Origin of the sequence: Sphingomonas sp. CFBP9019 (assembly GCF_034045155.1) — a bacterium.
Taxonomy (GTDB): domain Bacteria; phylum Pseudomonadota; class Alphaproteobacteria; order Sphingomonadales; family Sphingomonadaceae; genus Sphingomonas; species Sphingomonas aerolata.
In genome coordinates, this window is the sequence record NZ_JAXCWK010000003.1 from 118234 (window position 1) to 144776 (window position 26543).

Genomic DNA, 26543 nt, shown 5'->3' on the forward strand with positions numbered 1-26543 from the left:
ACACACTCGTCATCCTCTTAAACCCTCAACCCCGTGCGCGGCGTAGCGCGCAGCAAACTCCACAAGACGACCGCCGCGAGCAGATCGAGCGCCGCCAACGCCGCGAACAGCGGGTCATATCCCCACGCATCCGCGCTCTGCCCGATCAGCAGCGTGAACAGCATCCCGCCGACCCAGGCCGACGTCCCCGCCATCCCGGTCGCGGTGCCGACCGTCCGGCTGTCGAACATGTCGGAACACAGCGTCACCAGCGCGCCGCTCAGCATCTGGTGCGCGAAGCCGCCGATGCAGAACAGGATGATCGCGACGCCGGGCGATTGCGCAAGACCGATGCAAGCCGGCCCGATCATGCACAGCGCGCCGATCGTCATCGTGATCTTGCGCGACGCGACCAGCGGCACGCCGCGCTTCATCAGCCAGCTCGGCAACACGCCTGCGGCCAGACTGCCGAAATCGGCGGCGAGGAACGGCATCCACGCCCATAAGGCGATACTCTTCAGATCGAGCTTCCACACCGACACCAGATAGAGCGGGATGAAGAAGTTGAACGTCTGCCACGCCGGTTCGGCCAGGAATTTGGGGACCGCGATCCCCCAGAAGCTGCGGCTGCGCAACAGGTCGCCGCGCGTCGCGGGCTTGGCGGTGACGTCCTCGCCGCGGGTCTCGATGATTGCGGCGCGCTCGTCCTCGCTCAGCGCGGGATGGTCGGCGGGGCTGCGATAGCCCCAATACCACAGGAACGCCCAGACGAGGCTGAGCCCCCCAGTCACGATGAATGCCGCCTGCCAGTTCCAGGCGAGGATGCAGAAGGCGACGAGCGGCGGCGCGATCATGTTGCCGACGCTGGTGCCCATCTGGAACACGCTGGTCGCCAGCGACCGCTCACGCGGGGGGAACCATTCGGACACCGTCTTGGCGCCCGCGGGGATCGCCGCCGCCTCGCTCGCGCCGAGCAGCGCGCGGAACAGCGCGAGGCTCGGCCAGCCGGTCGCCAGCGCATGCGCCATGTTGGCGAGCGCCCAGCCGACCGCGAACAGGAAGAAGCCGAGCCGTGTGCCGAGCAGGTCGAGCACGCTGCCGGCGACGGTCTGCATCACCGTGTAGCTGGCCTGGAACGCCAGCACGACCCAGCTGTAATCCTCGGTCGACATGCCGAATTCGGTCTTGAGCTGCGGTGCGGCCACCGACAGGGTCGAGCGCGCGAGATAGTTGAGGATCGTCCCCAGCGTCACCAGCGCGATCAGCCGCCAGCGCAGCGGCACGCTGCGCCAGCCGCGCCGCGGGTTGCCCGGCGCGCTCATCGCGTGATCTCGATACCGGACACGATCGCATCGCCCTTGATCGGCACGAATTTCAGGTCGAGCATGCCGTCGGTGACGCCCACGACGATCCGCCGCGTGACGCGCGTGAGCGGCGCGCCCGCGACCGCGGCGATGTCCAGCGCGGCGATCGCGCGCTTGCCGTTGGCGACGACGTCGAACTGTCGGGCGCCGGCCGCGAGCGCGGGTTCGACGAAGCTCAGCTCGACCGTGTAGCGCCCGTTGGCGAGCGGCACGCGGTAGCTGAACCGGCCTTCGCGGTAGGTTTCGGCGACCGCGCCTTCGGGCGTCCCCGCGACGATTTTCTTCTCGGGGCGCGGCCCATAGCCCGAATAGGCGTTGATATCGCCGAAACTGCCGCCGGCGAAGAACGCGTCCGAGCCATAACGCTTGCCCGCGATCTCCGGTGCGACCAGCGCGCCGCTGTCGATCCGGACCGACCGCGCAGCCTCCGGCGCCACCCGCCATTCGATCCCGTCGTCGACCGCCCCGGTCGGGAAGACGCCGCGCGCGACGACGCGGTTCGCCCCCGCCGCCAGCGCGACGTTCGACCAGGCGCAGATCATCTGCGGACAGGCGCTCAGCGTGCCGACGACGCGGTCGTTGACGAGCAGGTCGGTGCGCGGCGCGTTGCTGTACACGCGGACGTCGGCGACCGGATAGGCGCGGTCGACATAGCGCCGCCCGGCGACGTGCACGGTCGGCGTCGCGGTCCAGTTCGCCTTGTAGAAATAATAGGCGTCCTTGCGGATCTTCCGGTCGTAGGTGACCAGCCCCTTGGTGTTGATGTCGATCGCATCGCCCTCGCGCCGGACGGTCGTCGCGAAGTCGAACGAATTCCACAGCCATGTCCCCCACAGATAGGGTTTGGCGGACAGCGTCGCCCAGGCGGTTTCGTGGATGTAGCTCTCATATTCCTCGGGCTGGTTGCGACCGCGCTGGTCGACCTTGCCGCCGAGCGGATTGTCGGTGTGGATCGTCGTCGCGCCGCCCGCGCCATATTCGGTCACCGACACGGGCTGGTTCGGGCGCAGCACGCGGAGCGAGTCGAGATGCTTGCCGAGATCGCCGGGCTGTCCGTAATACCAGCCGAAATAGCGGTTGGCCCCGCCGAGATCGGCGGCCTCCGCGGTGATCGGAACGTCCGCGGAGCCGAGCAGCCGGCCTTCGCAACAGGTCGCCAGCGCGGTCGCGCGGGACGGATCCTCGCTCTTCGCCAGCGCGTTCAGTTCGCGCAGCAGCGGCAGCGGATCGGGCGCGGGCGTATCCTTGCTGGTGGTGATGAACGCCGGCAGCGACTTGCCGAAATCGACCTCGTTCGCGATCCCCCAGTTGAACACCGACGCATGGTTGCCGTTCTGCCGGATCAGCTCGCGCAACTGTTGGCGCGCATCGTCGCGCAGCCCGGCAGTCGCGACCGCATCGTCCCCCCAGGTCCAGCGCGACACCAGCGGGATCTCGTCCCACAGCACCATGCCGTACCGGTCGGCGAGGTCGTGGATCGCCTGGCCGTGCTGGTAATGGGTGAGCCGGATGCTGTTCACGCCCATTTCGCGCATGATCGCGAAATCCTGCTCGATATCCGCAGGCGCGGTCGCCCAGCCCTTGCCCTCGCGATCCTGGTGATAGCCGACGCCCTGGAGCCGCAGCGGCTTGCCGTTGAGCATGAAGCCGCGGGCCGGGTCGGCGCGCATCTCGCGGATGCCGAATGCCTGCTCAACCCGGTCGAGCACCGCGCCGGACGGCGTCGCGATCTCGACCACCAGCCGGTGCAGATACGGATCGGCGACCCCGTTCCACAGATGCGGCGTCGCGATCGACAGCGACTGGACGCTCTCGGACGCGGCGTCGGCACGCAGGGGGATGCGGCGGGTTCCGGTCGCGACCGTCTTGCCGCCCGCGTCGATCAGCCTGACCACCGCGTTGACCGCCTGAGCCTTGGTGCCGTCGTTCCGGATCCTCACGCGCACGGCGACCTTCGCCATCGTCGCGTCGATCGAGCTGGTCGTCGCGAAGATCCCGCTGCCGCCGGCATCGAGCATGTCGACATGGACCGCGTTCGTGACGATCAAGCTGACCGGACGATAGAGTCCGCCATGCACGAAGAAATCGCCCGCGAGCGGCAGGATGTCGGCGGTCGAGGAGCCCTGCGCCGGCTGCGTATTGTCGACCTTGACCAGCAGCGTGTTCGCCTGCCCGGCGCGGAGCGCGCGCGTGGCATCGAGCCGGAAGCGTGAAAACCCGCCCTTGTGCCCGCCGATCCGCTGGCCGTTGAGCCAGACCTCGGCAGTGCGGCTCGCCGCGTCGAACTGGAGCCAAGCGTGCTGTCCCGCGTCCATGGCAGGCGGGGTGAAGGTCATGCGGTACCAGCCGACGCCCTGATATTTGTCGACCGACTCGGCATTGTTCAGATGGGTCTGGGGGTCGGGCATGTAATAGCCGACGCGGTTCCAGGTGTGCGGTACGCTGACCCGCTCCCAGGATCCGGCGGCCTGTGCCGCCTGCGCCGGATCGACGTCGCCGCGCTGGAACTCCCAGCCCTGAGCCAAGGGGACGACCGATCGCTCGCTCTGTGCGGCAGCGGGCGCGGCCATGACGGCGATGACGGCCGCCGCGACATATCTGGTCTGCATAACCCTCTCCCTGATCTTTTTTTGGCAGCTTAATTCCTGACAATTGGCCTGACCAGTTAATTTTTAAGTTTGGCTTGGATTTTGGACGGTTTTTGGAAGGTCGGGTTGCACGGTGCCACCTCTCCAACGCGCCCGGCCCTCTGCGTGTCAGGACAATAAGGCTGTCGCGGCTTGGCATGTGATCGGGTTTGCGGCCGTCCGGTAAGGCAGGTCGGGCGCCCAACATCAGCCCGCGCGCGGACCTCTTTTTTGATTCAAATCAAGAACAGAGATCAACGTTAAGAGAAAGGTAACGGAATCGGGGTATATTTTAGTTGTATTCGAAGGACTAAGCCACCGCGGCCGTTCGTTTTATACAACGATCGACCTTCTTCTCATCAAGACCTTCGCCACCGACATTGCCGCATTCAGCGGCTCTTCCGACGCCTTGCTACTACGACTCCCGCTGCTGCGGATGGGAGGTTCGTAGCGTCCATCCGCGGTGACTTTCGAGGTATATCCAATGACGTCGATCCTTCGGGCAGCCGCGTGTGCGGCGGTGAGTATGGCTGCGCTCGTGGCAGGCGGCGGGGCCGCGCAGGCACAGGTGCCGGTCGGCGCCGGTGGCCAGCTGCAGCAGATCCCGCCCCTGCCGCTGACCGATACGCCCGATCCCGAGCTCGGCCTGACGCGCAAGACGCCGGTCGCGATCCCGGCCGCGGGCGGACCCTCGGCCCGCGTGGATGCGATCCGCGTCACCGGCGCCATGCTGTTCCCCGAAGCGACGCTGGTCGCCGCGACGGGGTTCGCGCCTGGTGCGACGCTCGATCTCGCAGGTCTGAAGACGCTCGCGGCGCGGATCACCGACTATTATACCAGCCGCGGCTATTTCGTCGCGCAGGCCTATCTGCCCGCGCAGGACGTGCAGAGCGGGACGGTGACGATCGCGGTCGTCGAGGGCCGCCTCGGCGCGATCGGGCTGCGCAACGAATCCCGCCTGGCCGACAGCGTCGCGAACGGCATGCTCGACGGGCTCGAAGTCGGTGATCCGGTCGCGGTCGCGCCGATCGAACGCCGGCTGCTGATGCTGTCCGACCTGCCCGGCGTGCGCGTGCGCTCGACGCTGAGCCCCGGCACCGCGGTCGGCACGTCGGACCTGCTGGTCGACATCACCCCGGGCCGCAGCATCACGGGCAGCGTCGAGGCCGACAATGCGGGCAATCGCTATACCGGCGCCTACCGCGTCGGCGGGTCGGTCAACTGGAACAACCCGACCGGCTCGGGCGACGTGCTCGGCTTGCGCGCGCTGACGTCCTTCTCGGGGCTCGCTTATGGCCGCGCCTCCTATCAGGCGCCGATCGGCAAGGTCACACTCGGCGTCGCCTATGCCCATCTCGACTATGAGCTCGGCAAGGAATTCGACAGCCTCGACGGCAGCGGCAATGCCGAGATCGCCAGCGTCTATGCCAGCTACCCGCTGATCCGGTCGCGCGGCAGCAACCTGTACGTGACGGTGGCGGGCGATGCGAAATGGTTCGACGACCGGTTCGGGATCGTCGACACGGTCACCTATCGCCGTGCGCAGGTCGTCACGGGCGGCCTCAGCGGCGACTCGCACGACACGCTGCTCGGCGGCGGCTGGAACGCCTATTCGCTGAGCGTCTCGGTCGGCACGCTCGATATTCGCGGCGCCTATGAGCGGTCGGTCGACGCGCTGACCGCGCGCACCGATGGTCGCTACGGCAAGATGCAGTTCAGCCTGGCGCGGCTGCAGACGATCAGCGGGCCCGTCTCGGTGTTCGGCTCGGTCCGCGGGCAGGTCGCGTTCAACAATCTCGACATCTCCGAGAAGATGGAGCTGGGCGGCGCCTATGCGGTGCGCGCCTATCCCGAGGGCGAGGCCTATGGCGACCAGGGCTATGTCGCGACCGCCGAGGCGCGGCTCGCGCTGCCGCGGGTCATCCCGGGCGCGCTGCAGCTGTTCGCCTTCGTCGATGTCGGCGAGGTCGATTATGTGAAGCGGCGCTATTTCGATGGGTCGAACCATGCGGTGCGCAGCGCCTATGGCGCCGGCGCGACCTGGACCACGCCATACGACATCGTGCTGCGCGCGACCTATGCGCGCAAGCTGGGCAACGCCGAGGCGACCGCCGCCCCCGACCGGTCCGGCCGCGCCTGGTTCCAGATCGCCAAGAGCTTCTGACGCCCGCGCGCGCGCCAGCGACCAGCACCGACATTTCGCGGCCATCCGCCGCCACCCGAGGATACCGCCCATGACCCCGATCCCCGCATCGATCCGCCATCGCCCCGCCGCCGCCGCTCCCTCCACCGCACCGACGCGTCAGCGCCGCGGCGGGCTGTTCGGCACGACCGGGCTCGCGCGGTTCGCGTGGCTGATCGGCATCAGCCTTGCCGGCACGGTCGCCGCGCGCCCCGCCACGGCGCAGACGCTGCCGACCGGGGGCGAGGTGGCCGCGGGCCAGGCGAGCATCGCGACGCGCGGGCCGGCGATGACGGTCACCCAGACCAGCGACCGCGCGGTGCTGAACTGGCAGTCCTTCTCGATCGGCAAGGGCGCCAGCGTGACCTTCGACCAGCCGGGCACGAGCTCGGTCGCGCTCAACCGCGTCGTCGGGTCGGACCCGTCATCGATCCTTGGCAACCTGTCGTCCAACGGCAAGGTCTTCCTGGTCAACGGCAATGGCATCGTGTTCGGCAAGACCGCGAGCGTGAACGTCGGCGGACTGGTCGCATCGACGCTGAACATCAGCGATGCGGATTTTATGGCCGGCCAGTCGCGCTTTGCCGGGACCAGCACCGCGGGCGTCCAGAATGACGGCACGATCACCGCCAAGGGCGGCTATGTCGCGCTGCTCGGCGCGCAGGTCGGCAACAGCGGCGTGATCCGCGCCAATTTCGGCACGGTCGTGCTGGCGGCGGGTGAGGCGATCACGCTCGACGTCGCGGGCGACGGGCTGCTCAACGTCGCGGTCGACAAGGGCGCGGTGGGCGCGCTGGTCCGCAACGGCGGGCTGATCCGCGCGGATGGCGGCAAGGTCGTGATGACCGCGCAGGGTGCGGGCGAGCTGCTCCACACCGCGGTCAACAATAGCGGCATCATCGAGGCGCGGACGCTGCAGAACCGCAGCGGCACGATCCTGCTGCTCGGCGACATGCAGACCGGCACCACCAATCTCAGCGGCACGCTCGACGCGAGCGCACCGGTCGGCGGCAATGGCGGCTTCGTCGAGACGTCGGCGGCGACCGTCAACATCGCCGACGGTTCCAGAGTCTCGACGCTGGCGCGGTCGGGCACGACCGGCAGCTGGCTGATCGATCCGCAGGATTATGTGATTGGTGCAGGCGGCAACATCTCGGGCTCGACGCTGTCGGCGCAGCTCGTGACGACCAGCATCACGATCAGCACGCTGCCCGCGGCGGGCGACACGACGACGGGCAATGGCGACATCTTCGTCAACGACGCGGTCGCGTGGACCGCTTCGGGCGTGCCGACGACGCTGACGTTGAACGCGTTTCGCGACGTCGTCATCAACGCGCCGATCAGCGCGACCAACGGCAACATCGTCGCCTGCTGCGGCCGCGACGTGAACGTCAACGCCGACCTGACGACGGTCAATGGCAGTATCCTGCTCAACGCCGGGCGCAACGTGAACGTCTATCATGCGATCACGACGACCGACGGCAACATCGCGCTGTGCGCGGGGCATGACGTGATGATCGACGCTGCCGTCACGCTGACGCGCGGCACGACGATCCCGGCGCAGAGCCTGGGCCTGCCGGTCGGGCTGACGCTGATCGCAGGCGCGGACGGCACCGGGCCGGGCGTCAACGGCGGCACGATCGTGTTCTCCGCGCTGTCGCCGCCGACGACGGTGACCGCGGCGCCGGTGTCGATCACCTACAACCCGGTTTCGTATACGACGCCGACCGACTTCTCGAACGAGTTCGTGCTGACCGAGGGTGCGGCGATTTCGCAGCGGATGCTGGTCTTCCCGTCCGCGCAGAAGGTCGCGGACGGCACCAATGCGGCGGTGCTGAGTGGGTTCAACGCATCAGACACGTCGGGGCTGCCGAGTGGCGTCACCCTGGTCGCGGGGACGGACGCGACGGCGACGTTCGACAGCGCGGACGCCGGGGCGGGCATCGGCGTCAGCTATAGCGGCTATACGCTGACCGGCGCGAATGCGGACCAATATGCGCTTGCGGGATCGTGCTGCACGGCGGGCTTCCGGACTACGGGGACGATCACTGCTGCTCCGGCGCCTGCTCCGGCGCCTGCTCCTGCACCGGCTCCTGCTCCTGCTCCTGCACCAGCACCAGCTCCTGCCCCTGCTCCCGCACCTGCACCTGCTCCTGCACCCGCTCCCGCACCTTCGCCAGCACCGGCACCGGCACCGGCACCCGCACCTGCTCCTTCCCCGGCTCCAGCTCCAGCTCCAGCTCCAGCGCCTGCGCCTGCGCCTGCGCCGGCTCCTGCTCCCGCTCCAGCTCCAGCACCAGCACCAGCACCAGCACCAGCACCAGCACCGGCGCCGGCACCAGCACCCGCACCCGCACCCGCACCCGCACCCGCACCCGCACCCGCACCCGCGCCCGCGCCGTCGCCAGCACCCTCGCCTTCGCCAACGCCGATACTGACGCCGACACCGACACCGACGCCGGTGATCGTCACCGTCCTGCCGACCGCGACGCGGCCGTTCCTCGAGGTGCCACCAGCCCAGGTCCGGCGGCCGAACGTGCCGGTCGGGACGGTGGTCGACGGCGGCGTGAGCGTGCCGCCGGAGGGTCCGGGACCGTTCCCGATCCCCCCGGCCCCCGTGACGCCGGTCCCCGTGACGCCGCCGACCCAGTCGTCGCTGGGGGAACTGACGCAGCCCGTGCCGCGCACCCCCGTGGTCCCGGTCTATCCGCGCAAGCAGGCGCGCCACTGATATGGCAGGCTTCGGGTCGCGAACAGCGCGGCGCGCGGTGCTGGTCGCGGTCGCCCTGGCGGCTGGGGGCGCGTCCGCCGCCGGCGCCCAGCCGGTCGCGGCCGGCACATCGGCGACCGCGCGGTTCGGGGCTGCCGCTGCTTCCCGCGATGCCCGCGACACGGTCGACTGGGTGATGCGGTCGCGCGACAACCAGGCCCTGCCGTTCGTCGTGATCGACAAGGTGAACGCGGTGGTCTTCGCGTTCGATGGCGTGGGGGTGCTCCGCGGCACGGCGCCCGCGCTGCTCGGTCTCGCCCGCGGCGACGACAGCGTGCCGGGGATAGGCCAGCGCAAGCTCGCGACGATCACGCCCGCCGAGCGGACCACGCCCGCCGGCCGGTTCCAGGCGTCGATCGGCGCCGATTTCGAGCAGGATATCCTGTGGATCGACTATGCCGCTGCGCTGTCGCTCCACCGCGTCATCGCCGGCCGCCGGGTCGACGACCGCGCCGGACGGCTGGCCTCGGCGACGCCGCAGGACAACCGGATCTCCTATGGCTGCGTCAACGTGCCTGCGCGCTTCTACGACGGGGTGATCAAGCCGTTGTTCACGGGCACGGTCGGGATCGTCTATATCCTGCCCGAGACCCGACCGCTGCGCAGCGTGTTTGCAATGACGGCCTCAGCGCCGGACGCCGTGCCTCACTGACCCCAGGAGCGCTCGCGATACCATTTGGTCAGCACGTACTTGACCCCCTGTTCGACCGGCATGCCCTGGTGCACCGACCCCGGATTCGGCGCGCCATAGTCGTCCATGTTGTTCCAGATGACGAGGTTGCCTGCCTTGGGCGCGATGATCACGTCCGCTGTCGGAAAATTGGTCCGGCCTCCCGCCTCCGGTTCGTTCAGGAACGTCATCGCCGACCAGGTCCGCTGTCCGCCGACCGCGACCTGATCCTGCCAGTAGAGCTGGCCGGTATCGAAGAAGTCGTGATGCGGCTTGAACTCCTGCCCGACCGCATAGCGCTGGCCCTGCAACGCCTCGCCGTAGCGCGGTTTCAGCCCGGTCAGCGCGTCGAGCCGGGTCTCGACCGCGGTGACCGCGTCGGGGCCCGCATAGAGGTAACAGGTCTCGCTGGTCCGGTAGGCGGGACGCGGATCGTCGGCGACGACCGGCGACGGCACGCGATCCGCATCGATCAGTGCGATCAGCGTCGCGCACACGTCGAGCGGTAGGAAATCGCGGACGATGTACAGCTCGATCCCGGGTGCCGGAATGCGAACGGCGCCGGGATAGCACAGGATCTGCTCGCGGACCTGTGCCGCGGACTCCGCGCGCGCGAGCGCTTCGACCGGGCCGTCGCGTCGGTCGGTGGCGGAAAGTGGCGATGTGGCGGACGGAACGGCGACCATGGGCACTCCAGACTGTCGGGCGCGTCGGTGGCGGACCGGCGGTCCGGCCCCGTGGCCAGACCATCACATAGATCAAGCCGTACAGGCGCAAAAGCCGTTTCACCGCCGAATTCGGCCGCAATGCTCGATACTTGTCCGCGGGGAAGGCAAAATCCGGGTGCGACTTAATCGCGTGACGATCGTTGAGCCGCCATTCCCAAAGGAGACGAATGATGAGCAACGAGACCGACGTGTCCGTCCTGAACGGCCTGATCAAGACGACCCTCGACAGCATGAAGGGCTATGAGGACGCGGCCAAGGACGCGGAGAGCACGCAGTATGCGACGATGTTCGCCGATTTCGCGCGCGATCGCGCCCAGGTCGCGACGAACCTGCAGGCACAGGTCCGCGCACTCGGCAGCGAGCCCGAGATGGATTCAAGCATGCTCGCCGCAGCGCATCGCACCTTCATGGACCTGAAGCAGGCGCTGACCGGCAAGGACGACAAGGCGATCATCCTCGAGGTCGAGCGTGGCGAGGACCACATCAAGGCCAAGTATGAGGACGCGATGAAGGACGGCCAGCTGTCGCCCGCATCGCTCGACGTGGTCACCAAGGGCTATGCCTCGGTCCGCGAAGGCCATGACAAGATGAGCGCGCTCAAGCACAGCCTCACCTGATCCGAAGGGGCGACCGGTTTCGCCGGTCGCCCTTTTTCCTCCGCGCTATCCTGCCGCCTTGCGCAGGATCCGCGACAGGTCCTCGACCGAATAGGGTTTGTGCAGCAGCTCGAACCCGTCGGTACCATCCTGCGCCAGCACGTTGCTGTAACCCGACGTCAGCACCACCGGCAGCCCGGGATGCGACGCCCGGATCGCCTTGGCCAGATCGATGCCGTTCATGCCCGGCATCACGACGTCCGAAAACACGATGTCGAAGCGCGCCGCGTCCTCGCCCAGCACCGCCAGCGCCTCCTGCGCATCCGCCGCCCAGACCGTCACATAACCGAGCTCGGCAAGCGACTGGGTGGTGAACGTGCCCACGTCCTTGTTGTCCTCGACCACCAGCACGCAGTTGCCATGGCCGTCCGCCAGCCCCTCCGGGACCGCCCCCGGCAGGTTCGCGGTGCGCTCCTCCGCGCGCGGCAGATAGAGCGTGAAGACCGTGCCGCAGCCGACTTCGCTCTCGACGATGATGTCGCCATCGGACTGTTTGGCAAAGCCGAACACCTGGCTGAGCCCAAGGCCGGTGCCCTGCCCGACCCCCTTGGTCGTGAAGAACGGCTCGAAGATCCGCTCGAGCTTTTCGGGCGGGATGCCCGACCCGGTGTCGCGCATCGAGATCGCGACGAACTGCCCCTCGACCGCCGGATGCGAGCGCACCGCCGGGATCATCGTGGCGGTCCGCAGCGCGATGTCGATCCGCCCGGCGCCGTCCATCGCGTCGCGCGCATTGACCGCCATGTTGACCAGGGCGGTGTCGAGCTGGCTCGGGTCGACATTGGTGAAGCAGGGCGTGTCGGGCACGTCGATCGCGATCGTAATCCGCGATCCGGTCAGCGTGCCGAGCATGTCGGCGATGCTGCCGAGACTCTGGCCGACATCGATCACCTCGGGCTGGAGCGCCTGCCGCCGTGCGAAGGCGAGCAACTGTCCGGTCAGCTTTGCCGCGCGATCGGCGGTGTCCGAGATCGCGTCGATATAGCGCTCGCGCCGTTCGGGCGGGAGGTCGGGGCGCTTGAGCAGGTCGGTTGCGGACCGGATCACGGTGAGCAGGTTGTTGAAGTCGTGCGCGACACCACCGGTCAGCTGGCCCACCGCCTCCATCTTCTGCGACTGGCGCAGCGCGTCCTCGGCGGTCTGCAGCTCGCTCGTCCGCGCGATGACCTGCTGCTCGAGCGAGGCCGCGAGCGCGGCGAGCGCCTGTTCGGTGCGGCGGCGCTCGGTAGCGATGCGGGTCCGATCCGCAACCTCGCGCGCGAACGCGACCTCGTCCGCGCGCCAGTGCCGCGCCCAGCCGCTGGCGAGATACAGCATCGCCACGATCCGGCCGTTTTCGGTGATCGGCATGTTGATGATCGCGCGGGCCTGCACCGCCTCGAGCGCGGCGCTCGTCGCGTAGGTCCGAGGGTCGGCGCGCGCATCGGTCACGCAGACCTCCTCGCCGCGCTTGAGGTCGTCGATATAGGTGCCGAAGTCGCGAAGCCTGAACGTGCCCGAAAGCTGGTCGACCCCTGGCGCGGTCCAGTCGCTGTGCACCGTCACGGTCTCGGCGTCCGGATCGATCTCGCCATAGCCGGTCCGGCTGAGGTCGATCGTCCGGCCGATGATCTGGACGGCCTGGTAGGAAATGTCGTCGGGACAGTCGGTGTCGCGGAACATGTCGCCCAGCTCGACCAGCGCCGCGCGCATCATCTCGCCGCGGCGCTGGTCGGTGATGTCGGTCGACACGCCCGCGATCCGCAACGCCTCGCCGGTGGCGGAATAAAAGGGCTGTCCGCGCGATCCGATCCACCGCAGTTCGCCGTCCTGGCGGTAGATGCGGTAGACGACCTCGTAATCCGTCCCCTCCTCGACGCAGCGTTGGACCTCGGCGACGCTCAGCGCGCGATCGTCGGGATGGATCGCGGCCAGCCGGTCGTCATAGGAAAACGGCGCGTCCGTAGGCCGGCCGAAGATCTCCTTGCAGGTATCCGATGCGGTCAGCCGCTTCGTCGCGATCTCGAGGCTCCAGGTCCCGAACCGCGCCGCCTTGAGCGTGAAGGCGAGCTCGCGCTCATGCTCCTGCTGCTGTCGCAACCGGTCGGTCAGTTCCGCCATCAGCGAGGCGTTGCTGCTCTCGAGTCCCTTCAGCCGCTCACGCTCGAGCGTCACGTCGACCTGGCTGGCGAAGAAATAGGCGAGCACGCCGTGCGTGTCGAAGACCGGCGCCATCAGCAGCCGGTTCCAGAACGTCTCACCGTCCCTGCGGTGGTTCTGGATCTCGATCTCGATGGATTCGACCCGGCGAACCGCGTCGCGGATCCGGTCGATCGTCGCGGGATCGGTTTCCGGCCCCTGGAGGAACCGGCAGTTGCGCCCGAGTATGTCCTCGCGCGGATAGCCGGTGAGCCGGCAGAACGCGTCGTTCGTGAACACGATCGGATTGTCGGGCAGGCGCGGATCGGTGATGATCATCGGCATCCGCGTCGCCCGCACCGCGGCGACGAACGGGTCGGTGCCGAGGTCCTGCCCGATCAGCTCGGCGGCGATTCGCTCGGCGTCGGCCGTCAACGGACGAGCGCCGGGGTCGGCGCGGTCGGGTGTATCGTTCAAGACCGTCTACTCGCCCTTTGCACTAAGTCGCTGATATCTAGGCTACGCGCAAAGACACCGCAACGCCGGGCTGGCGTGACGAATAATCGAGATCAATATGCGACGAAGGGCGGCCGCGTGATGCGGCCGCCCCTCCCCTCATCAGCGCACCGAACCGCGGCGCACCATGTTGACGATCGCGAGCAGGATCACCGCACCGACCAGCGAGATCAGGATCGACTGGATGTTGAGCGCGCCGTCCATGATCGAGGCGCCACCAATGAGCGGCGTGATCAGGAAGCCTGCGAGCAACGCGCCGACAATGCCGACGACGATGTTGAGGAAAACGCCCTGCTGTGCGTCGGTCCTCATGATCATGCTGGCGACCCAGCCGATGAGTCCGCCGACGACGAGAAGGATGATGAGGTTCATGATGAGGCTCCTGTTGATACTGGTACAGGCTGCTCAACGGACCGGGTGCTGCTAACGTTCAGTTCGGCCGCGCATAGTGCTTTGTGACATTGGTATAGGGGCACTAGTCCGGTTGGTAGGTCGGGGTTGGCCGTGACGGAACCGGTCGTGCGCTCCAGCGCTAAGGAGGCATGACCAGTACCCCCGGCAAGCCGCTGCATGCGCCCACCCTGCATCATCTCGAACAGCTCATGGCCGGATTGCTCGAAGGGGTGATCCTGATCGACCCGACCGGCGTGATCCTGAGCGCCAACCCCGCCGCGCTCAAGATGCACGGCGTCCGCGGCGTCGGCGAGCTGGGTGCGACGGCGGACGATTATGCCGCGCGGTTCGCCCTGCGCTACCGCGACGGGCGTAAGGTGCCGCGGCGCGAATATCCGCTGCTCCGGCTGCTCGCGGGCGAGAGCTTCCCCGACCTGATCGTCGAAGTCACGCCGCGCGATGCGGACGAACCATGCTGGGTCCATCAGGTCCGTGACATCGTCATGGACGAGGATGGCGGCGAGCCCGACTGCCTCGCGCTGGTGATCAGCGACGTGTCCGAGCGGTTCGACGCGGAGGACCGGTTCGAGGCGATGTTCCATGCCAACCCCGCCCCCGCGCTGATCATCCGCATCGCCGACCAGCGTTTCGTCCTGGTCAATCAGGGGTTTGTCGACCTGTCGGGCTATGACCGCGACGCGATCATCGGCAAGACGCTGTTCGATTTCGACTTTCTCGCCGATGTCGAGCGCAAGGCGTTCGTCAAGGCGTGCGTCGCGCGCGGCGAGGTCGTGCCACAGCTCGAGGCCGAGCTGCCGCTCGCCGGCGGCGACACGACGCTGGTCATCCTGGCGGGGCAGCCGATCGAGGTCGGCAACCGCGACTGCCTGTTGTTCACCTTCGCCGACCTCGAACCGCGGCGGCGCGCGGAACATGCGCTGAAGGCGAGCGAGCGGCATTTCGCCGCGGTGTTCGAGATGGCGCCGGTGGCGATGGTCGTGACCCAGACCGACGACAATCGCATCCTGCAGGTGAACGCGGCGTTCAAGACGCTGACCGGCTATGACGATCGCACGGTGATCGGCCGGGTCGCCGACGACCTGCAATTGTGGAATGATGCGGGCCAGCGCGAACAGCTGGAAACCGAGATCCGCGCGCAGGGCGGGTTCCGCGGACAGGATGTCCGCCTGCTCCACAAGAATGGCGAGGCGCTCGACTGTCTCGCCTCCGCCGAAAACATGCGGATCGACGGCGATGCCTGCGTGCTCTGGCTCTATCAGGATATTACCGCGCGGCGGCGCGGCGAGCTCGAGCTGGTCGAGGCGATCGAGGCGGTGATGAAGGACGCCAACTGGCTCGGCCGGTCGATCATGGACAAGCTGGCGACGCTGCGGAACCCGCGCCCCGGCGCCGCCTCGGACGCGCCGCTGCTCGATCTCAGCAAGCGCGAGCGCGAGGTGCTCGAGCTGATCTGCCAGGATCTCGACGATGCCGCGATCGCCGAGCGGCTCGAACTGTCACGCAACACCGTGCGCAACCATGTCGCGCGGCTCTATGCCAAGATCGGCGTCAACCGGCGCAGCGCCGCAGTGGTCTGGGCGCATGAACGCGGGGTCGGCGCCTGAGAAAGCGCGCGCCGCCCCGAGGGGCGGCGCGGCCGGTGGTCAGGCGGACTGCGGGATGATGCTGATCATCGCGTCCTCGCTCGGCTCCTTGGCGGGCTTGAGCTTGAGCGCCTGATCCGCGGTCACATGCCGCGTGCGGGTCGCGGGCTCGAGCGTCACGGTCTCGCCCGTTTCGAGCGACCGCTCGACCGCTGCCAGCACGCGCATGTCGAACAGGCCCTCCTGCCCGTCGGCTTCGGGATGACGGTCGTTGAGGATGCAGTCGGAGAAATACTGCGTCTCGTTGCCGAACTGCTCGACCGGATCGAAGGCGTGCGTCTTCTCCTTGCCGTCCGCGGTGCGCTCGACATAGGTGATGCCGGTCGTCGGGCCGAACATGAAGGCGGGCGCGGCATGGATGCTCGCCTTGGTGCCGACCAGTTCGAACCCCTCGGACGAGGCGGTCGCATAGCTGACGGTGAACTGCGCGATGCGATCGTCGGCGAATTTCAGCGTCACCGCGACGGTGTCGTGGAAGTTGAAGCCGCGACCCGGCGTCTTCGTCCCGACAGCATGCACGGCGATCGGCTCCTGCCCGAACAGGTTGCGTACCGCGTTCAGCGGATAGGTGCCCATGTCGGGGACGGGCCCGCCCCAATAGCCGTTATGCCCGCGCGAATTCTCCTCGCGGACATTCTGCATGAAGGTCGACGAGAAGGCGCGGAGGTCGCCGAACTCGCCCGCCCGCGCGCGCGTGATCATCTCGACCGTGCCGGGTTCGTGATGCAGCCGGTAGGCGATCATCAGCTTGGCGCCGCCCTTCTTCTCGGCGGCGATGATCTGCTCGGCCTCCGCGACGCTCGACGCCATCGGCTTTTCGAGCAAAACATGGATGCCCGCCTCGAGCGCGGGGACGGCATATTGCATGTGCAGGAAATTGGGCGTCGCGATATAGACCGCATCGATTTCGCCCGAAGCCAGCAGCTCGCCATATTGCGCGTAGGAATAGGCCTTGAGCTTGTAGAGCTTGGCCAGCTTGTCCGCCTTGACCGGGTCACCGGTGACCAGCGCGGTCATTTCCGAATTATTGGTCCGCGCGATCCCCGGCATGAACGCCTGCTGCGAAATCTGCCCGCCGCCGACGACGGCGTAGCGCACCTTCTTGGTAAGTCCGAACATGACAGTCTCCGTGGTTCAGGAAGGATGGAATGAGGCTGGCAACTCCGCGCGACGGGGTTTTGTTGCACTGCACCCTGCGCAACGAAGCTGGCGAGCGAGGTCGTTACGGACGCGCGCGGATTATCTGCCGACGGTCTTGGGCTAACCGCCAGCGCGCGCGTTATCCTGTCGGCCATTTGCGGTCAGAGGACTGATAGTGCTGAAGTTTCTAGTGGCCGAAAGCGAAACACCCGAACAGCGCGACGCCCGCCGCGAGCATGCGGGAAAGAGCTCGGGCGAGACCTATGCGGCGACGCTCGAACAGCTCCGGCCCGATGCGCAGATCACGATCGTCGCACCCGCGGACGACGACGCGCGCGTGCTTACGACGGGCGAGATCGGCGATTTCGACGCGGTGTTCGTCACCGGCTCGCCGCTCCACGTCTATGACGACTCGCCCGAGGTGCAGCGCCAGCTCGCCTTCATGCGCGCGGTGTTTGCGTCGGGGACACCGTCTTTCGGTTCCTGCGCGGGGCTGCAGCTTGCGGTTGCCGCAGCAGGGGGCACCGTCCGCAAGATGCCGCAGACGATGGAGGCCGGGATCGCGCGCCGGATCACACGGACGCAGGCGGGGCGCGATCACCCGCTGCTCGCCGGCCGCACGGAGAGCTGGGACGCACCCGCGATCCACGGCGACGAGGTCGAGCGGCTGCCGGACGATGCGACATTGCTCGCGAGCAACGCAGTCACCGCGATCCAGGCGGCCGAGATCCGGCATGACGGCGGGATTTTCTGGGGCGTGCAATATCACCCCGAACTGGCCCCGCGCGAAATCGCGATCGCGCTCCGCCGCCAGGCCGGAAGCCTGATCGAGGCGGGGCTCGCCGAGCGCGAGGCCGATGTCGAACAGCGCGCGGCGCAACTCGACGCGCTGCACGACGAACCCGACCGCCGGTCGCTGCTCTGGCTGCTCGGCGTCGGCGACGATTTCGCGCAGGAGGCGGGTCGCCGGCTCGAACTCACCAATTTCCTGACGCATCTGGTCGAGCGGGGCGACTGACCCCTGCCCTTGCATTCTCACGCCGCGCCCACATCTGCCGTAGCGTAAGCAGCGCGATCTCCGGGGGGATCGTGCGCCGAACGGGGAATGGGGCGGATGTACGATCAACTGGCCGAGAGCGTCATGCTCGAAAGCGACAATGGCGACGTGCGGGCGATCCTCGAAAAGGTCGCGGCGCTGACGGGCATGGGGTTCGTCGCGGTCGCGCGCGTCACCGACACGCGCTGGATCGCCTGCCAGGTCCTCGACCAGATCGATTTCGGCATGTCGCCGGGGGACGAGCTGCGGATCTCGACGACGATCTGCGACGACATCCGCCAGTCGGGCAAGGCCGTCGTCATCGACGACGTGTCGACGAACGATCGCTGGCTGACGCATCCCGCGCCGTCGCTCTATGGCTTCAAGAGCTATGTCTCCTTCCCGATCACGCTCGCCGACGGATCGTTCTACGGCACGCTGTGCGCGATCGATCCGCGCCCGCGCCAGCTGAGCGGACGCGAGACCGCCGCGGCGCTGGCGGGGTTCGCGGCGGAAGTCGGCGCGGTGCTGTCGCGGAACGTGGCCGCGGGCTGAGCGGGCCGGATCACCGAAGACCGAGCCAGCGTCGCGCCGCCGTCCAGTCGCGCAGCACCAGCCGCTCGACGACCAGCACCAGCAGCATCGACACGCCGAACAGCGGCAGTGCGAGACCCAGCAGGATCAGCAGCACCACGAACCCCGCCGCAACGCGCGGTCGCGGCCGCGCGGGCGGTGCGCCGAGCGTGTCGGCGGGCCGACGCCGCCACCACAGCACCACGCTGCTGACCGACACCAGCGCCAGCCCGATCGCGGTCAGCAGCCCGAGCAGCTGGTTCGCCCAGCCGAACAGCTGTCCCTCATGCGCGGCGACGCCGTAACCGACGATCCGGTCGATCAGCCGGCGCTGCGCGAAATCCTTGCGCGTCAGGATCGCACCCGTGGCGCCGTCGAGCGTCAGGTCGGTGCGCAGCGGCCGGTTCGCGGCATCGGACTTGGCGGTCCAGGGCTGGCCCATGCCCGCCGGCGGCGCGATCAGGACCGGCGGCGCGAGCGCGAGCGGGCGCAGCGTCGCGATCAGCCGGTCGAGCGGCACGTCCGAGACCGCGGGATGCGCCATCGTCATCCCGCCATGTTCGGCATGCGCGCCCACCATCGCGCGCGTGCCGGCATCGGCGGCACCGCGCGCGCGCAGCTCCGCGGCATTCCCCGCCGACCAGTCCTGCCTGACCACCCGCCCCTCGGCGACCGTCCGGATCGCCTTCAGGTAACTCCCCCAGCTTGCGGCCCAGGGCAGGCCCGATATGAGCAATGCGAGCGCGAAGACCGATACCCAGAGCCCGGTGACGCCGTGCAGGTCGCGCCAGAACCGCCGCCCGCCCGCACGCAGCCGCGGATAGACCACCCCCGCCAGCCCGCTGCCGCGCGGCCACCACAGGACCAGCCCCGACAGGATCATGACGATCGCCCAGGAGGCGGCGAGCTCGACCAGATAGGAGCCGGGCGTGCCGATCAGCAATTCGCCGTGGAGCCGGAAGATGATCCGCATCAGCCGGCTGTCCTCGTCGACGGTGTGGAGGACCGCCAATGTGTTCGGATGGACATAGACGCGCGTCTCGGTGGTGCCTGCGCCGACGATCACCTGCACCGCCTCGTCGGGCCGCTCGGGCAACTGATAGCGGTGGAGCACCGATCCCGGCACCGCGCGCACCGCCGCATCGGCCTGTCGCGCCGCCGAGGCGCGCGCGCCGTCCAGCGGGAGATGCGTATAGGGGCGATCGATCAGCGTCTCGATCTGCGGGCGGAACAGGTAGATCGAGCCGGTGACCGACAGCCACAGCACGAACGGAAGGCAGAACAGCCCGGCATAGAAATGCCAGCGCCAGATCGTCGGATAGCCCGGCCAGCCACGACCGGGGCCGGGTCCGCCTGGAGAGGCCGGGGCGGCGGCGGGAGCGGACGCACGCATCAGAACCGCGCCTTCACGCCGGCATAGACGGTGCGCGGGACACCGGCATAGATCGACCCGGTCGCCGTCCGCAGCACCGCTTCCGGATTCTGCTGCCCGGTCGCCGCGTTCAGGCTGTTCGCAATTACCGAGGCCGAGCCGACATAGGTCGTGTCGAACAGGTTCTGCACCGAAGCGAACAGCCGCAGCCGCGACCACACCCCCTCCCCCCTTGGTGGATCATAATGGAGGTTGAGATTGGCGAGCGTATAGCCCGCCACACTCAGCAGATTGCCATTGTCGATCGCATAGCGGTCGCGGTAGGTCAGCTCGACGAACCCGCCCAGCCCCGCCACCGCGCCACCCGGCTGGTCATAGCCGAGGCGGACATTGACGAAGGTCGGGATGACGCCGGGGATGCGGTTGCCCGCGCGGTCGAACGTCGCCGACACCGCGCCCGATGTCAGCCGCTCGACGAACGCCGTATAGTGGTGGTCGTTGTAGCTGTAGCTCGCATCGATCCGCGCGCCCGGCAGGACGGCTGGCAGCGGCGTCCAGCTGAGCCCGAGCTCGACGCCGCGGTGGACCGAGCGCGGCGCGTTGGTGGTATAGGCGAGCAGGTTGACGCCCGCCGACTGGCTGACCTGTTCGTTGCGGAACCATTCGTAATAGCCCGTCACCTCCGCCTTCAGATTGGTCCCGAGCGCGACTTCGGCGCCGAGGTCGATCCCGGTGTTGCGCTGGGTCTTCAGCGTCACGTTGTTGCCCGGCACCCCTGCCGCGGTCACGAACAGCGCGCCGGCCTGCGGGATGCCATAGCCGGTGCCGACGCGCGCATGCAGGCGGACCGCGTCGATCGCCTGCCAGACGAGCGAAGCCTCGGGTGCGACGTTCCAGAAATGGCGCTCGGCGGGGATCACGCTCAGCACCGGGTTCGCGCCGAGCGGATAGGCATAGCCGGTCTGCGTCACGCCGATGATCGATCGCTCCGTGCCGATGCCCGCGATGAACTGGAGCCGCGACGTCAGGCTCAGCTCCTCGCGGGCGCGTGCGCCCATGTTGCGGACGTCGCCGAACACCGTCTGGGTCGGCGCGCCGATGCCGTCGCGGCCCGCGGGCGTCTTGTTGAAGCTGTAGCTCTGGTTATCGAGGTAATTGTAGAACACGCCGACAAAGCTGGTCGCCGCCATTCCGAACAGCGTGCCGCGATGCGTGACGTCGCTGGTGATGTTGTAGCTGTCTAGCGTGCCCTTGAACGGCGTCGCGCTGGTCGGCTGGTTGACGACGCGGCTGTCGAACGTCGCCTGCGCCCGCCACGTCGCGGTCGTGCTCAGGTCATGCTCGTAGCGGGTGCCGATGATCGTCCGGCGATCGTTGCGCGCAAGGTCGGCCTCGGCCGCGGTCTGCGCGATCCGCGCGCCGTTGACGCCGTTGGCGAGCACCGAGATCGTCCCGCAACCGGGCGCCGCGCCGACCCGTGTCGCGCAGCCGCGCTGATAGGGATTGGCGTGATACTGGTCGAGCGAGAGCCGCGTCGAGAGCGCGAATTCGCCCTCATTGTAGATGATCTTCGCGGTCAGCCGGTCGCGGTCCGAGATCGCATAGGTCGCCAGCGCGTTGATCGTGCCGGTCTCATACCCCGTATGCCCGGTCGACCCGTTCGCGCGGACGAAGCTGCCGAACAGCGCATAGTCGAAATCCGCGCCGGCATCGCCGATCGTCGCATAGACATTGGCATAGCCGTCGCTGCCCGTGTCGATGCCGATCTCGGCACCGTCGATGTCACGGCCGCGCCGGGTGCGGAAATTGACCGCGCCACCGATCGCGTAATTGCCATAGCGTGCGGAGGATGGCCCGCGCACCACGTCGACCGCGCCGTAAGCATGCGGATCGGTCAGGTCGAACCGGGCCAGCCCGTCGGGCTGGGTGACGGGGAAGTCATCCTCGAACACCTGGATGTTGCGCGCGCCGAAGCTGTTGCGCGCGTTCGAGCCGCGGATCGACACGCCGACGTCGCGCGGGCCGTTGCCCTGGATGACGACGACGCCGGGCGACAGCTTGACGATGTCGGCTATCGTCGTCGCGGGGGTGTTGCGGAACGCGGCGTCGTCGATCGTCGTGACGGTCTGCCCGGTCACGCGCGTCGTCAGCGACAATGCGTTGCCGGTGACGATGATGTCGTCACCGGCAATCGCCACGGGGGCGGTACGACGCGGCGCGTCTGTCGGGCTGCTCGGTTCGTCGAGCAGGCGCAGTTCGGCATCGATCGCGGCACGATCGCGCAGCAGCGCCGCGCGCCGGGCTGCGATATCGGCATTCTGGGCGGCAGGGAGAGGCGCAGCCGCGATCGGCGCGGCACAGGCGATCGCGGAGATCGCCGCCATGAGATGGCATCGGGACATGAAGAGTTCCTGGTCGGACGCGGCCGGGTCCCGTCGGGACCGGGCCGTATAGGGGTGGCGGGCAGCCGCCACCGGCCCGCGCTTTGGCGGACAGGGTCGGCATCGCATGGGGTCACCGCGCGGCCCGTTCAGGGCATCGCGCTGGCAACCGCTCAGCCGCGGACCGGGGGACCTCGCAAGGGGGGACGCAGAAACTCGGGTGCGCGGGCGACGACGGGCGTCGCGACGCGGAAGACGGTGGCGACGACGAACGCGATCGCCAGCGCGAGCAGCACCGGATCGGCCGCGGCCAGCCCCGCCGTCGTCAGGCCGGAAAAGGCGCAGGGCATGTCGCGGCCCGCATGCTGAGTCTTATCCGGGTCATGCGTCATCCCCGGCATCGCCGCGTGCGTCGTCTGCGACGTCGCCGTAGCGAGGGGGGAAGGACCGGCCCCTGCACATAACTGGATCGTGAGCACGCCGTTCGCCACGACCGGCATGAACCCGCCGGGGACGAGGATCTTCATCGCCAGCGCGACCACGACCAGCCATGCGGCGAGCGCAGGATGATCGCGGAGCAGGCGGCGAAGCGGTGTCACGCGCCTGTCCTAGCGAGTCGGTGCGGATCTGTCGCCGGTCGTCGCGGCGGTCGGGCAACCCGCCTGTCCCGCCGCTGGACTCCCTGCTTCCCGCGGCTCGGCGAGCCGCGCGCAGACGCCGCCGGGCGGCGCTGCGCCGGTCCAGCTGAGCCGGTAGCGGACGAGCAGCCCGTCATGATCGGACAGCTTCGGGCTGCCCGGCGCGCCATCGAACATCGCGCGGACCGCGACCGGCACGATCCGGACGCGCGTGCCCTGCGCGAAGAACTGGAGATCCTGCGTGTCGAGCCACGGCGCGTCGCCGTCCCAGGACAGCGACACCGAGCACGCCGCGCGCGCCTGGCAATATTCGTGCACCAGCCCGAACGGGTGATGCAGCCGGAAATCGTCGAACCGGGCGGGCGAGCGGCGCATGTTGAAGTCGCCCCCCAGGATCATCGGCCGCGACGGCGTGCGGCGCGCGGCGAGAAACGCCTCGAGCTCGCGGGTCTGCGCGCGGTGCGCGGCGCGGTGCCGCGCGGGCGCGACCTTCGACGCCTTGCGCGCATTCATGTGCGTGTTGGCGATGTCTATTCCTTCGGGAACGCCGGGCACCGCGAGTGTCGCCAGCACCACGCCCTTGTTCGACAGGCAGTCGAACCCCGCACAGGCCCGCCGCGAATAGGGATCGCGGGCGACGCCGGTGATCGCGAAGCGGCTGGCGATGACCAGTCCCGAGCTCATCAGCCGCACGCCGAGCTCGCCCTTGGCCAGCTTGGCACGCCCGGGCAGCCGGTCGTCCTGCGAATAGACGCTGCGCCGGGTCCGTGACGGTCCGCTCGCGAGCGACGGATAACCGGTGGCGACCACCCCGCGCACCGCCGCGCGCGAGAAAACCTCCTGGAACAGCACCACGTCGGGGGCGGTCCCGGCCGCGCGCAGATCGCGCAGGATCCGCCCGATCGCCGCAAGATCACGCCCGCGCCCCGACCGGGCGGGCCATTGCAGCCCCTCGATATTATAGGTCAGCACGTCGATCGTCGTGCTGCGTTCGCCCGACGCCGAGACCTGGATCGCAGGCGGCCCGCCGCCATCCCCGACGTCGACGCCGCCACAGGGCAGCGTCCGGAACCGCGGCAAGGTGGCGCATCCTGCGAGGCCGAGCGTGAGCGCGACCCCCAGCAGGATGCGGCCTGAAATCACCTACCAGCTCAGCCCGGCGCGGGCGTAGAGATAGCGGCCGTTGAAGCCGAACGGCGAGTAATAGGGGAAGCCGATCACGCCGGTCGTGTTGTTCGCCGTGATGGTCGCGTCGGGATAGACGTCGAACAGGTTGCTGACGCCCAGCCCGAGCTGTGCGCCCTTGGTCGCCTGATAGCGGAGCTCGACATCGGTGATGACGTGCTTGCCGCTGTGCACGTCCGCGGCGGGCGTCGTCCCCGGCTGGTTGACGTCGCCATAATAGGTGACGCGGGCGAGCGCGCCGAGCTGGTCGAGCGACCAGTCGATCGAGCCGGTGACCTTCTCGCCCGGCGTGCCGTCCTCCAACGTCAGGATCCGGCTGCGCGCGAACAGCGTCGGCGCGGGGTCGAGCGTCGAGGTCGAGGTCGGGACGCGGGTCACCTTGCCGTCGTTGATGTTGCCCGCCACCGTCAGGTCGAAATTGCCCGCCGCGACGGTCCGCACGCGGTAATGCGCGACCGCGTCGATGCCCTTGGTGGTCGAGGCGAGCCCGTTGATGAAGAACCGCGCCGCAGTCGCGCCCGATCCGGCGAGCAGCCCGGCGATCTGCGCATTGACTTCGGGGGACTGGCTCGTCGACGTGGTGATGTTCTCCGACAGCCCGATCTGGTTGCGGATATGGATGCGATAGGCGTCGACGGTCAGGTCGAACCCGCCGAACCGCAACACCGTGCCGAGCGACAGGTTGGTCGATTTCTCGGGCTCGAGCGGCAGCCCGCCGAGCCGCGCCGCAACCGGGCTGACCGAGGGGAAGGTGCCGGTCTGGATCGGCGCGCCATTCTGGATCACGGTCGAGATCGAGGTGAAATATTGCTGCTGCAACGCCGGCGCGCGGAAGCCGGTCGAGGCCGTTCCGCGCACCGCGATCCAGGGTGCGACGTCATAGCGTGCGGAGATCTTGCCCGTCCCGGTCGAACCGAAGTCCGAATAATCCTCGCCGCGCCCCGCCAGCCCGATCAGCAGCGCGTCGGTCACCTGCGCCTCGAGATCGAGATAGGCGCTGAAGTTGCGGCGATTGCGGTCGACGACATTGTCGGTCGAGAAGCCGCCAAAGCCCTGCGCGCCCACCGCCGCGCCCGCGACCGCGCCCGTCACGGGCGTAGTGTAGGAGGCACGTTCGCCCGCCTGGATCTCGAAGCTCTCGCGCCGCGCCTCGAGCCCGAAGGCGACGTTGAGCCCCTGCAGCACGTCGAGCTTGCGGTTGACGTCGAGCCCGGCGACCAGCTGGCCATAGATCAGCGCGCCGTCGGAAAAGTCCTGCGGCGTCGCGGCGCCATAGGCATAGTTGGCGGAATTGAGCGTGCGGAAGCCGATCTTGTTGCGGCCATAGCTGACGTTCAGGTCGACGCTCCAATCCGCGACCTCGCCCTTGAGTCCGACCGCCGAATTGATGTCGCGCGACTTGGTGTTGATCAGCGGCAGGAAACCGTCGGGATAGCCGGCCAGCGCGGTCGTCGCGCTCGCCAGCCGCGGGAAGGCCGCGCTGCGCGTGTCGCGGTCCTGATAGCCGAACCAGCCATAGAGGCCCCAGCTGCCCGTCAGCGTCGTGCCGGCATTGGCGAAGACGCTATATTGCTCGACCTGCGGATCGCCGAAGCGTCCGGTGACGCGGGTCGGGGTCACGCGCGGATCGAAATCGGCGCGGTTGGTCGCCTGGCGGTTCAGATATTCACCCGACAGCGTCAGGAACCCGTCCTCGCCAAAGCCCAGCCCCTGCCAGCCCGAGACGGTCACGGCATGCTCGCCGGTCGTGCTGCGGCTGCCGCGCGCGGTATCGATGTCGGTGTTGTAGAAGCCGTAATTGACCGTCGCGCCGCCGCCCGAGCGGGCTTCGCGCAGCCGCAGGTTGACGACGCCCGCGATCGCATCCGACCCATATTGCGCCGATGCACCGTCGCGCAGCACCTCGATCCGGTCGAGCGCGACGGTCGGGATGGTGTTCAGATCGACCGCCGCCGAGCCGCGGCCGACCGAACCGCCGATGTTGAGCAGCGCCGCGGTATGCCCGCGCACGCCGTTGATCAGCACCAGCGTCTGGTCGGGCGACAGGCCGCGCAGCGTCGCCGGACGGATCGCATCGGTGCCGTCGACCGCGGAGGCGCGCGGGAAGTCGATCGACGGGGCGATCGCCGACAGCGCGGCGCCGAGCTCGGTCGTGCCCTGGCGCTGGAGCGACGCGCCGCTCAGCACGTCGACCGGCGACACGCTGTCGAGCCGCGACCGGCCGACCGCGCGCGTCCCCGTGACGATGATCTCGTCCTGCGCGGCCGGCGCTGCGCCGTTGGGCCCCACGGCGGCGGGTGCATCCTGCACGGCCTCCGCAGGCGCGGGCGCGACTTGCGCGTCGGCCTGCGCGGCCACGAAAGCGAGAGTCGAGGCGGCCAGCGCCAGCGCGGTACGATAGGCAGTCATGTCGAAGTCCCTGTTGGCGATCGTTCTGTGACGATCTTTCGCGTGCACGAAGATGCACAACGCATTCACCCGGCCCGATAGGTCCCAAGCGACTGGGCGATAAGTGAAAAGAATGCGCGACCGGATGCGCGGGCTGCAACGG

General features: G+C 68.5%; 18 protein-coding genes. 7 read left to right on the top strand and 11 right to left on the bottom strand.

Going from position 1 to position 26543, the window contains the following annotated elements:
* Window positions 1-17 precede the first annotated feature (17 nt).
* A complete protein-coding gene (locus tag SOM18_RS08495) occupies window positions 18-1301 on the bottom strand; it encodes an MFS transporter (protein WP_320481545.1) in 1284 nt (427 codons plus the stop codon).
* Window positions 1298-3952 (bottom strand): glycoside hydrolase family 2 TIM barrel-domain containing protein, encoded by a 2655-nt coding sequence (locus SOM18_RS08500; protein WP_320481546.1) that lies wholly within the window; start codon window positions 3950-3952, stop codon window positions 1298-1300. Before SOM18_RS08500 ends, SOM18_RS08495 begins: the two co-directional genes overlap by 4 nt.
* Window positions 3953-4496: 544 nt before the next feature.
* Here SOM18_RS08500 and SOM18_RS08505 point away from each other — a divergent pair.
* From SOM18_RS08505 to SOM18_RS08515, 3 genes are all read left to right on the top strand, one after another.
* Complete coding sequence (locus SOM18_RS08505) at window positions 4497-6134, top strand: ShlB/FhaC/HecB family hemolysin secretion/activation protein (protein WP_320481547.1); 1638 nt, start codon at window positions 4497-4499, stop codon at window positions 6132-6134.
* Between the two features lie 70 nt (window positions 6135-6204).
* On the top strand, window positions 6205-8883 hold the full coding sequence (locus SOM18_RS08510; protein WP_320481548.1) for a filamentous hemagglutinin N-terminal domain-containing protein: 2679 nt from the start codon (window positions 6205-6207) through the stop codon (window positions 8881-8883).
* 1 nt (window position 8884) lies between these two features.
* Window positions 8885-9574 (top strand): L,D-transpeptidase, encoded by a 690-nt coding sequence (locus tag SOM18_RS08515; RefSeq protein WP_320481549.1) that lies wholly within the window; start codon window positions 8885-8887, stop codon window positions 9572-9574.
* Here the strand turns inward: SOM18_RS08515 and SOM18_RS08520 are convergent.
* Complete coding sequence (locus tag SOM18_RS08520; RefSeq protein ID WP_320481550.1) at window positions 9568-10278, bottom strand: 2OG-Fe(II) oxygenase; 711 nt, start codon at window positions 10276-10278, stop codon at window positions 9568-9570. The two genes, SOM18_RS08515 and SOM18_RS08520, sit on opposite strands and share 7 nt — an antisense overlap.
* 212 nt (window positions 10279-10490) lie before the next feature.
* Here SOM18_RS08520 and SOM18_RS08525 point away from each other — a divergent pair, with 212 nt between their 5' ends.
* Entirely contained in the window at window positions 10491-10937 is a 447-nt protein-coding gene (locus SOM18_RS08525) for a PA2169 family four-helix-bundle protein (protein WP_235188219.1), read from the top strand.
* 45 nt (window positions 10938-10982) lie between these two features.
* Here SOM18_RS08525 and SOM18_RS08530 read toward each other — a convergent pair whose 3' ends face one another.
* Together SOM18_RS08530 and SOM18_RS08535 are read right to left on the bottom strand one after the other, a co-directional pair.
* Window positions 10983-13571, bottom strand: a complete 2589-nt coding sequence (locus tag SOM18_RS08530) for a PAS domain-containing protein (RefSeq protein ID WP_320481551.1) — start codon at window positions 13569-13571, stop codon at window positions 10983-10985.
* 141 nt (window positions 13572-13712) lie between these two features.
* On the bottom strand, window positions 13713-13982 hold the full coding sequence (locus tag SOM18_RS08535; protein WP_031393553.1) for a GlsB/YeaQ/YmgE family stress response membrane protein: 270 nt from the start codon (window positions 13980-13982) through the stop codon (window positions 13713-13715).
* Window positions 13983-14152: 170 nt separating this feature from the next.
* Between SOM18_RS08535 and SOM18_RS08540 the strand changes: the two genes are divergently transcribed.
* Entirely contained in the window at window positions 14153-15628 is a 1476-nt protein-coding gene (locus tag SOM18_RS08540; protein ID WP_320481552.1) for a PAS domain S-box protein, read from the top strand.
* A 39-nt stretch (window positions 15629-15667) separates the two neighbouring features.
* Here SOM18_RS08540 and SOM18_RS08545 read toward each other — a convergent pair whose 3' ends face one another.
* Window positions 15668-16786, bottom strand: coding sequence for a Gfo/Idh/MocA family protein (locus SOM18_RS08545; protein WP_031438843.1), 1119 nt, complete (start codon window positions 16784-16786; stop codon window positions 15668-15670).
* A gap of 196 nt (window positions 16787-16982) precedes the next feature.
* Here SOM18_RS08545 and SOM18_RS08550 point away from each other — a divergent pair, with 196 nt between their 5' ends.
* A complete protein-coding gene (locus SOM18_RS08550) occupies window positions 16983-17825 on the top strand; it encodes a type 1 glutamine amidotransferase (RefSeq protein WP_031438842.1) in 843 nt (280 codons plus the stop codon).
* A 96-nt stretch (window positions 17826-17921) separates the two neighbouring features.
* Window positions 17922-18398 (top strand): GAF domain-containing protein, encoded by a 477-nt coding sequence (locus SOM18_RS08555; protein WP_031438841.1) that lies wholly within the window; start codon window positions 17922-17924, stop codon window positions 18396-18398.
* Between the two features lie 10 nt (window positions 18399-18408).
* On the opposite strand, the gene SOM18_RS08560 is transcribed toward SOM18_RS08555, so the two are convergent.
* The 5 genes from SOM18_RS08560 to SOM18_RS08580 form a co-directional block, all read right to left on the bottom strand.
* Complete coding sequence (locus SOM18_RS08560; protein WP_320481553.1) at window positions 18409-19809, bottom strand: PepSY domain-containing protein; 1401 nt, start codon at window positions 19807-19809, stop codon at window positions 18409-18411.
* Complete coding sequence (locus SOM18_RS08565) at window positions 19809-22190, bottom strand: TonB-dependent receptor family protein (RefSeq protein ID WP_031439955.1); 2382 nt, start codon at window positions 22188-22190, stop codon at window positions 19809-19811. Before SOM18_RS08565 ends, SOM18_RS08560 begins: the two co-directional genes overlap by 1 nt.
* Window positions 22191-22342: 152 nt before the next feature.
* A complete protein-coding gene (locus tag SOM18_RS08570) occupies window positions 22343-22768 on the bottom strand; it encodes a DUF2946 family protein (protein ID WP_192098356.1) in 426 nt (141 codons plus the stop codon).
* Between the two features lie 9 nt (window positions 22769-22777).
* Window positions 22778-23950 carry an endonuclease/exonuclease/phosphatase family protein gene (locus SOM18_RS08575; protein WP_320481554.1) on the bottom strand — a complete coding sequence of 391 codons (1173 nt, stop codon included), beginning with the start codon at window positions 23948-23950 and terminating at the stop codon, window positions 22778-22780.
* Entirely contained in the window at window positions 23951-26401 is a 2451-nt protein-coding gene (locus SOM18_RS08580; protein WP_320481555.1) for a TonB-dependent receptor, read from the bottom strand.
* Window positions 26402-26543: the final 142 nt, after the last annotated feature.

Excerpts from the sequence above, each read along its gene's own strand:
- SOM18_RS08495 (WP_320481545.1), bottom strand. The coding sequence starts at position 1,301 with ATGAGCGCGCCGGGCAACCCGCGGCGCGGCTGGCGCAGCGTGCCGCTG.
- SOM18_RS08500 (WP_320481546.1), bottom strand. The coding sequence starts at position 3,952 with ATGCAGACCAGATATGTCGCGGCGGCCGTCATCGCCGTCATGGCCGCG.
- SOM18_RS08505 (WP_320481547.1), top strand. The coding sequence starts at position 4,497 with ATGGCTGCGCTCGTGGCAGGCGGCGGGGCCGCGCAGGCACAGGTGCCG.
- SOM18_RS08510 (WP_320481548.1), top strand. The coding sequence starts at position 6,205 with ATGACCCCGATCCCCGCATCGATCCGCCATCGCCCCGCCGCCGCCGCT.
- SOM18_RS08515 (WP_320481549.1), top strand. The coding sequence starts at position 8,885 with ATGGCAGGCTTCGGGTCGCGAACAGCGCGGCGCGCGGTGCTGGTCGCG.
- SOM18_RS08520 (WP_320481550.1), bottom strand. The coding sequence starts at position 10,278 with ATGGTCGCCGTTCCGTCCGCCACATCGCCACTTTCCGCCACCGACCGA.
- SOM18_RS08525 (WP_235188219.1), top strand. The coding sequence starts at position 10,491 with ATGAGCAACGAGACCGACGTGTCCGTCCTGAACGGCCTGATCAAGACG.
- SOM18_RS08535 (WP_031393553.1), bottom strand. The coding sequence starts at position 13,982 with ATGAACCTCATCATCCTTCTCGTCGTCGGCGGACTCATCGGCTGGGTC.
- SOM18_RS08540 (WP_320481552.1), top strand. The coding sequence starts at position 14,153 with ATGACCAGTACCCCCGGCAAGCCGCTGCATGCGCCCACCCTGCATCAT.
- SOM18_RS08545 (WP_031438843.1), bottom strand. The coding sequence starts at position 16,786 with ATGTTCGGACTTACCAAGAAGGTGCGCTACGCCGTCGTCGGCGGCGGG.
- SOM18_RS08555 (WP_031438841.1), top strand. The coding sequence starts at position 17,922 with ATGTACGATCAACTGGCCGAGAGCGTCATGCTCGAAAGCGACAATGGC.
- SOM18_RS08560 (WP_320481553.1), bottom strand. The coding sequence starts at position 19,809 with ATGCGTGCGTCCGCTCCCGCCGCCGCCCCGGCCTCTCCAGGCGGACCC.
- SOM18_RS08565 (WP_031439955.1), bottom strand. The coding sequence starts at position 22,190 with ATGTCCCGATGCCATCTCATGGCGGCGATCTCCGCGATCGCCTGTGCC.
- SOM18_RS08580 (WP_320481555.1), bottom strand. The coding sequence starts at position 26,401 with ATGACTGCCTATCGTACCGCGCTGGCGCTGGCCGCCTCGACTCTCGCT.